General features: G+C 73.2%; 7 protein-coding genes and 1 pseudogene. 5 read left to right on the forward strand and 3 right to left on the reverse strand.

Annotation, left to right across the window (positions count from 1 at the left end; genetic code table 11):
- The first annotated feature begins 132 nt into the window (after positions 1-132).
- From UO65_RS26815 to UO65_RS26825, 4 genes and pseudogenes are all read left to right on the forward strand, one after another.
- Positions 133-774 carry a DUF6461 domain-containing protein gene (locus UO65_RS26815; protein WP_152551945.1) on the forward strand — a complete coding sequence of 214 codons (642 nt, stop codon included), beginning with the start codon at positions 133-135 and terminating at the stop codon, positions 772-774.
- An 802-nt stretch (positions 775-1,576) separates the two neighbouring features.
- A pseudogene (locus UO65_RS39070) lies at positions 1,577-1,663 on the forward strand (IS5/IS1182 family transposase); the annotation flags it as partial.
- A gap of 136 nt (positions 1,664-1,799) precedes the next feature.
- Positions 1,800-1,955, forward strand: a complete 156-nt coding sequence (locus UO65_RS37010) for a hypothetical protein (protein WP_161784520.1) — start codon at positions 1,800-1,802, stop codon at positions 1,953-1,955.
- A gap of 101 nt (positions 1,956-2,056) precedes the next feature.
- Positions 2,057-2,848, forward strand: coding sequence for a methyltransferase domain-containing protein (locus tag UO65_RS26825; RefSeq protein ID WP_052021825.1), 792 nt, complete (start codon positions 2,057-2,059; stop codon positions 2,846-2,848).
- Between the two features lie 146 nt (positions 2,849-2,994).
- On the opposite strand, the gene UO65_RS26830 is transcribed toward UO65_RS26825, so the two are convergent.
- The 3 genes from UO65_RS26830 to UO65_RS26845 form a co-directional block, all read right to left on the reverse strand.
- Positions 2,995-3,794, reverse strand: a protein-coding gene (locus UO65_RS26830) for an IS5 family transposase (protein WP_411431378.1) whose coding sequence is annotated in 2 segments (ribosomal slippage) — positions 2,995-3,450 and positions 3,453-3,794 — 798 coding nt in all. Because the reading frame shifts where the segments join, the coding sequence is not laid out codon by codon here.
- Positions 3,757-4,212: a hypothetical protein gene (locus UO65_RS26840; protein WP_052021826.1), complete on the reverse strand. Its 456-nt coding sequence runs from the start codon at positions 4,210-4,212 to the stop codon at positions 3,757-3,759. The genes UO65_RS26830 and UO65_RS26840 overlap by 38 nt, the downstream gene beginning before the upstream one ends.
- A 48-nt stretch (positions 4,213-4,260) precedes the next feature.
- Positions 4,261-5,475, reverse strand: a complete 1,215-nt coding sequence (locus tag UO65_RS26845) for an acyltransferase domain-containing protein (protein ID WP_035287818.1) — start codon at positions 5,473-5,475, stop codon at positions 4,261-4,263.
- A 618-nt stretch (positions 5,476-6,093) separates the two neighbouring features.
- On the opposite strand from UO65_RS26845, the gene UO65_RS26850 reads away from it, so the two are divergent.
- On the forward strand, positions 6,094-7,650 hold the full coding sequence (locus tag UO65_RS26850) for a class I adenylate-forming enzyme family protein (RefSeq protein ID WP_052021827.1): 1,557 nt from the start codon (positions 6,094-6,096) through the stop codon (positions 7,648-7,650).
- Positions 7,651-7,666 lie beyond the last annotated feature (16 nt).

Below are 7,666 nucleotides of genomic sequence, written 5' to 3' on the forward strand. Positions count from 1 at the left end.
GCGGCCACACCCCATTCAAGCTGAACTCCAGCGTGGGCGGCAGCTTGGGCAACCTGGTCCGATCGAACCGCTTGATCGACTTCGACCCCTGCTGGGTCGAGGTGGGCTGACCACGACGACGAGGGAGTCGCGATGACCGGGGCGCAGGCGCTTGCTGACTGGAACTGGCTGGGACCACTGCTCGATTTCGGGGGGTGCTTGACCTTCGCCAAGGGGGCGAGCCGTGAACGCGTGCTGCGCGCTTTCGACCTCGACCCGGCGACGGCCGTCGACTGGACCCTGCGGCAGGCGCTGCGCGAGCACGGTCTCCCCGGCCTGCACGTCCCGCCGTTCTGGGTTCGCGTCGCCGAGCTGGGTGGGTGGACGATGGCCGCTGAGGTCTCGCAGGCCAAGGGCTACCTCGACCAGATCGAGCTCGACCTGGCCCGCGAGCACGATGTCGTGACGATGTTCTTCTTCGAGACCACACCACCCGTGCTGAAGTTGACCGGCCCCGGTGGTGCTCTTGTCACGACCACCCTCGGGGAGGGCCACGACACACGGGAAGGGACCGACCCGCACCACCTCGACCCCGCGCTCGACGCCGCGGGCGTGCTCGACTTCGCCGCACCGCTGCCGTACGGCAAGGCGTTCAGCCGGGCTGCGGCGGCGGTGGCGGCGCAGCTCGGGATCGCGTTGGACGCCGAGGCGTTCACCGGCCCGCTGCCCACTGCCAGCCGCAACCACCCCTACACGTTCGCCCCTGGACCGCACGACCGTGCAGGAAAGCCATGACCACCAACCGGAGGCAGTTCACCGCCGCGCTCGGCGCGGGCGTCGCAGGCGTCTGTCTGGTCACCCCGTCCGCCGCGGCGGCTGAGACGACGGACGGGCTGAGCGCCGCCCAAGCCGCCGCTGTCCTGGCGGTCCCGCGCACCGGGGCCGTGTACCCGGTGGACTCCCGTCGTTCGGCGGGCCGGGCCGGGGACCGGGCCGGCAGGCAATGGCAGGTCGCTCTCGCGGGGTGCTGCACACGACGCGATCAAGCCTCAGGTCGGGCAGTCGGACGCCCAACGCGGACGGAGGTCGGGCCGGATGTGACGATGCTCGACGCTTCAGCTCCTGCGGTGGCGCTCGGGCGTGCCAGCCCGCAGAGCCTTCGGCGGCGTTGCTCGGCGGCGGCGTCGCTCGCACGCTCCGGCTGTCGAGCAATTCGGTGCTGGGTGGGGTCCCGCTCGGGCTCTTCGGAAGGGTTGCGCACTCTTGATTGGCGCCACTGCTCCTGCTCGGCGTGTCGGGGCTGATATCGACTGTGTATGTGCGATGAGTGGACAGTGGTGAGCTGATTGGAATTTGGTGCCCGGGCTGAGAGGTGGCTTCGTCCGCGCCGGAGCGGTGACGGGGTGGACCCACTGTTCGATTTCGATGAGGAGGGGTTCCTGGAGGAGGGGGGTGGGTTGCTGCGTCATCGGGCTGCGCCGGTGGAGACGGTGGCTGAGCAGCGGGTGGCGATCGCCTCGCGTATTGCGGCTTACGTGTTGTTGTGTGGTCAGCGAACACTGTGGATGGGTCGACTGTCGGGAAAAGGGGCTCGGGACGTGTCGCCCGAGGCGGTCTGCGGGTCGGCAGGTACCGCTGGGTCGTCGAACGCACCCTCGCCTGGCTCACCAACGGATACCGGCGCCGCTGAGGTGCCGGTCCACGAGTACGGGCGTCGACCGCGGGGTCGGGTCGAGCCCGCTGTCGCGGGGCGGGTCGCCGGTGTTCGTGGCCGAGGGGCTGTTCGCCGACCGGATCGTGCCCGACAGCGAGCGGGCCGAGTGCTGGGTGAGGCGCTGGTGCTCGCGCCCAGCGCGGCCCGGACGTTCGCCCGCCGGTTCGCCGGGGACGTGGCCGAGTCGCGCAAGGCGGTGCCGCCGCTGCTGCGCCGGGGGCTGCGGCTGTGGCGCGAGCACAGCGCGGTGGTGCGCCGGTGAGCAGACCGGGACGGTGCGCTGCACGGTGGAGGAGGCGGCCGCCCGGGTGCGTCCCAGGGTGGGAAGCGCCCGATAAGTCTGGTTTGGTGTTGACTGGCGACATGGAGAACACCTACGAGAACCTGGCCGAGTTCACCGATGTCGACCAGGCGGCGGACCCGGCCGTGTTCGTCGACCTCTTGCAGCGGCTGGACGCGATGCCGCAGACGGTGCGGCTGCGCGAGCTGAGCTACGCCCGGCTGGGGTCGGGCCGCGGGGTGGATGTGGGGTCGGGGCGGGGCACCGTCGTGGCGCAGTTGACCGCGCGCGGGCTGACGGCCTTCGGGGTCGACCTGAGCGCGGCGATGGTGGCCGAGGCCGAGCGCCTCAACCCGGGGCACGACTTCCGCGTCGGCGACGCCTACGCGCTGCCCGCGGGCGACGGGGAGCTCGACTGGTACCACTCCGAGCGCGTCTACATCCACCTCGACGACCCCGACCGCGCCGCCGCCGAGGCGTACCGGGTGCTGCGCCCCGGCGGCCGGGTCGTGCTCGTCGACCTGGACTCCGACGCGATGTCGGTGGCCACCGACCACCCGCGCGCCGCTCGCGCCGTGCTGGCCGCGTCGTCGGACAACCTGGCCAACGGCCGCTCCGGCGTGCGCGCGGCCGACACGCTGCGCGCGGCGGGCTTCGTCGATGTCGAGGTCCAGCCGTACTCGCCGGTGCACACCGACCCGGAGGTGGTGTGGCCGCTGTACCCGGGGCCGGGGCTGGCCATCGCGCAGCAGACCGGGGCGATCACCGCGGCCGAGGCCGAGGCGCTGACCGCCGAGGCGCGGCGGCGGGGCGCGGACGGCACGTTCCTCGCGGTGCCCGCGCTGTTCGTGGTGTCGGCAGGCAAGCCCGCCTAGGCGACCGGCTCCGGCCCGGTCCGCTCGGCCGCGCGTCGCGCCGCGTCCAGAGCGCGCTTCGCGTCGGCCGGCGGAGGGCGGGCACGCGCGATCCTCTGCCGAGGGCGGTTTCGCGAGTGACGCAACACGAACGCCAGGGGTGTGTCTCATGTGGGTGGTTTCTTGAAACAGGTGAATGTGGCGAAGCCGGGGCAGTTGCGGGCGTGGCGCTCCCAGCGGGCGCTGAGGCGTCGGTATCCGTTGGTGAGCCAGGCGAGGGTGCGTTCGACGACCCAGCGGTACCTGCCGAGTTTGTCGGAGGTGTCGATGTCGCGGCGGCTGATGCGGACCATGACGCCGCGGTCGATGAGCCATCGACGCAGTTCTTTCACGTCGTAGGCCTTGTCCGCGTGGAGCTTGTCCGGGCGGAACCGGCGGCTGCCGCCTCGCCGGCGCACCGCCGGGACCGCCCGGACCAGGGTTCGCCGGGCGAGATGGTCGTTGAGGTTGGCCGCGGACACCTCGACGACCAGGGGCAACCCGGCCCGGTCGGTCAGGACGTGGATCTTCGACCTCCTCTTGGCCCGGTCGACCGCATTCGGGCCGGTCAGCGATCCCCTTCTTTCGCCCGGACCGTCGCCGCGTCGACAACAGCCCGGCACCAGTCGATCAACCCGGCCGTCCCGGGTTCGTCGAGGACCGCCCGGTGAATCTGCCCCAACGAACCGGCCTTCGTCCAGTCGGTGAACCGGCGGTGCGCGGTCGGCACCGTCACCCCGAACGACGACGGCAACATCCGCCACGCACACCCACTGGTCAGCACGAACACGATCGCGGTGAACACCGCCCGATCACCCACCGGCGCGGTCCCACCACCCTGCGGACGGACAGCGAACCCCGGGACCAACGGCTCCACCAACACCCACGACTCATCCGGGCTTCTCAGGCAGTTGATCGGCGCTTTCACGGACGTGCCGACCGAAGACGATCTCCAGCGCAGTGGCGGCATCGATGATCACGCGCCGACTGGCGTTGCGGCTGTGCGCCGCTCGCGCGTCACGGCTCAACATCTCGTTGAGGGGCGGCTTCTTGCCATCACGAACGAACCCGAGAATGCCAGCCCATTGCTGCGCGTGAAGTGGCAGAACACGAGGTGTGGTGAGCGTGAGGCGCAGAGCCTCGTCGTCGGGCGGCTCGATGAATGTGAGCCCGGCACCGACCGGCTCCACGTCGTGAACGCGGTGACGGGGGGCGAGGTCCTGGCCGGTCACCACCTCCACCCAGGTGCACATGTCGTCGAACCATCTGCCGACGGCCTCGGCAAGCTGGTGTTCGGGGGTACACCACAACCTGTATTCGTAGGTTGGGCCCTCAACGTCGGTCATGGCCACCCGATGAAGGGCGGCCGGCTGAAGCGACTCGGGGATGTCGAGTTACGCCCGCAGGCTCGTCGACGCGGCGAAGACCGCCTGCCAGTCGATCCGGTGGCCGCGCGCGTCCAACCGCGCCAGCGCGGTCAGGAAGGCGGTGGTCTCGTCCGGTTCGGCCTGCAGGGCGGGGACCACCCGGTCCTGCTCGTCGGCGGGGAGGCAGCGGGCCGCCAGCCTGCTGAGCACGCCGCTGGGGCCGACCTCGACGTACGTGCCGACGCCCCGGGCCTGGAGGGTGTCCATGATGGAGGACCAGCGGACCGGCAGGCGGCAGTGCCGGGTCCAGTGGTCGGGGGTCGCGGCGTCGCCGGGTGGGACGAGGTCGCCGGTGGAGTTGCCGACCAGGTGGATCGCGGCGGGGCGGCCGGGGACCGCGGCGATGGCGGCGGCCAGGGCGGGCATGGCCGGGTCGACGGCGGGGGAGTGGTAGGCGTTGCCGACGCCGACGCGGCTGGTGCGCACGCCGCGCGCGGCGAAGCGGTCGGAGATGGCGGTGATCTCCTCCAGCGGCCCGGCGATCGCGACCGACGACGTGTCGTGCACGGCCGACACCGACGCCGCCGTGCCTGCCAGGGCGGGGGCGACGACGTCCTCCGGGGCCTCGATGGCGATCATCCCGCCGCCGGGCGGCAGCGCGTCGAGCAGCAACCCCCGGCTGGTGACGACGGCCGCCGCGTCCTCCAGCGACCACACCCCGGCGGCGGTGGCGGCGACGTACTCGCCGAAGGAGTGCCCGGTCACCACGTCCGGCCGCAGCCCGGCTGTCGTGAGCAGCTCGAACAGGCCGATCCCCAGGCCCAGCAACGAGGGCTGGGCGAACGCGCAGTCGTCGAGGCCCTCGGCGGCGCCCGCGACGACCGACCGCAGCGGGGTGGGGAGCATCGGGTCGACCCGCGCGCACACCCGCGCCACCGCCGCGTCGACCTGCGGGAACTCCAGGCCGAGTCGGGCGCCCATGCCGACGCGCTGGCTGCTCTGCCCGGAGAACAGGAACGCCACGGGACCGGGTTCGGGCAGGGGCGCGCACGCGGCGGCGGCGGCGGGCGCGGCGGCCAGGTCGTCGGGCCCGTGCGCGAGCAGGACCGTGCGGAACCGGTGCTCGGGGCGGGCGCGCGCGGCGAGGGCTCGCCCCAGGGCGGGCAGGTCGCCGGACAGCGATTCCGCCTGGGCCACCAGTTCGGCCGACGTGGGTGCGCTGAGCAGCAGCGGGACGCTCATGCGGGGACTCCTTCCCGGGCGCGGCCGCCCAGCGGGACGAGGGTGCGGGTGGGGGCGCGGCGGAATCGACGCCGATTCCCGGAACGGGTCGGGGGGTACGGGGAATGCGGTGCGGCGGGTTCCGGCATCGTCCTCACTGCTCGTGGCGCGGGGTGCGGTGGCGTCGGACCAGACTTCAACCTAGCGGTCGGGTGTGATGTTCCGGTAATAGCCCGACATCGATTTGCCGGACCGCCGTCGTGGTCCATCCGGGCGGGCGGCACCGGCGAGGATGATCTTGTCCGGTCCCGGGTCGAGGACGCGCGCCGGGGCCGGCCCAGGTCGATGGGAAGCGCTGTGAGCTGGGAAGTCGGTGGTGAGTGTCTCACCAATCCAGATACTGGGTAGCGTCTGATTTGCCGGATATGTACTATCGACGTTGTCGGTGTCGGCAGCGTCCACTCGGGAGGTGGGGCGGTTCGGTCGGTGGTGCGCCAGGCTTTCCCTCGACCGCTCGGCTGGTACGGCACCAGCGCCATCCCGTTTCATTCCCGGCTATTCCCCCATTGTGTCCCCGTGTACCCCGAATGCGCCGGCCGCGTTTCCCCGACGCCCGCGCGGAATCCGGAGGAGTCGACCGTGTCCCCACCGGCCGACCTGCCCGCAGGCGCCCGCGTCGTCCTCGCGCTGCCCAGCGGCGACCGGCTGGCCGAGCTGCTGCTCGGCTGCCTCGACCGCGAGCTGGTCGCCGTCCCGCTCGACCCGCGCACCCCGCCCTCACGCGTCGCCGAGGTCGTGCGCCGCGTGCGCGCCTCCGCCGTGATCACCCCGGGCGGCGTCGAGACCACCGGCCTGCCGCACGAGCACCCCGACGCGGACGGCCTCGCGCTGATCATGTTCACCTCTGGTTCGACGGGTGTTCCCAAGGGCGTGATGCTGCCCAGGGCCGCGGTGCTGGGCAACGCCGCCAAAACAGCGGCCTTGCACGGTTTCGCGCCCGACCGTCCACACGCGACCTGCCTGCCGCTCTACCACTGCAACGCGCTGGTCATGTCCCTGGTGGGCACGCACACCACCGGCACGCCGCTGGTCCTGCACCCCGGGTTCGACCCCGCCGCCTACTTCGCCGACCTGCGCGCCAAGGAGGTGCGCACGGCCTCGATCGTCCCGGCGATGCTGCCCGACCTGCTCGACTCCGCGCCGCCGTGGCCCGAGAGCCTGGACTACCTCATCACCGCCGCCGCCCCGCTCACCGCCGACCTCGCCCGCCGCTTCCACGCGCGCTACGGGCCGAGGCTGCGCCAGGGCTACGGGCTGACCGAGCTGGTCAACTTCTCCTTCACCACACCGCACCCCGGCCCGGAGCGCTGGGCGGCGGAGTACCTCGACCACCACCCGCCGGTCGGAGCCCCGCTGCCCGGCACCGAGCTGCGGCTGGAGGCAGGCGAGGTCTGGATCCGCTCCGCGGACCGGATGCGCGGCTACTGGGAGGACCAGGAGGCCACCGCCGCCGCGCTCACCCCGGACGGCTGGCTGCGCACCGGCGACCTCGGCGCGCGGCGCGGCGACCTGCTCGTGCTCACCGGCCGCCGCAGCGAGCGCATCGAGCGCGGCGGCGAGAAGCACTACCCGCTGGAGGTGGAGCGGACCTGGCGCGAGGCGGGGCTGCCCGGCCGGTTCGCCGCCGTCCCGGTGCCGGACGACACCCTCGGCCACGAGATCGGCCTCGTCACCGCCGACACCGACGCGGGCACCATCGCCGCCGCCCGCGCCATCGCCGAGAACGGCCCGCTCCGCCCCGCCGCCCTGGCGTTCGGCGCGTTCACCGCAACCGCCACCGGCAAGCCGCAGCGCACGGCCATGGGCCGGGCGCTGGCGGCGGGCCGGGAGAACCCGAGCCGGTGGAACCGCGCGCTCGACCCCGGCGGGACGGCCACCCTGCGGGCCGCCGCACAGACGGCCCGCGCGCGCCTGGCCGACGAGGTCGTGCGGCGTCTCAACCACACCGGCCCGGTCCGCGTGGCCGACCCGGCGGACCCGCGCCGCGCCCCCGGCGAGCTGCTGGTCGTCCCGCACGGCCCGGGCCCCGGCCGCTGGGACCTGGTCGAGGCGCTGCGCGCGGACGCGGACGCGGTCGGGACCAGCGCCCTGCGCGCGGGCCGCCACGACCTGGGCGGGGTCGTCTGGGCCCGGTGACGGCCCAGCCCCCGCC

Source organism: Actinokineospora spheciospongiae (assembly GCF_000564855.1).
GTDB lineage: Bacteria > Actinomycetota > Actinomycetes > Mycobacteriales > Pseudonocardiaceae > Actinokineospora > Actinokineospora spheciospongiae.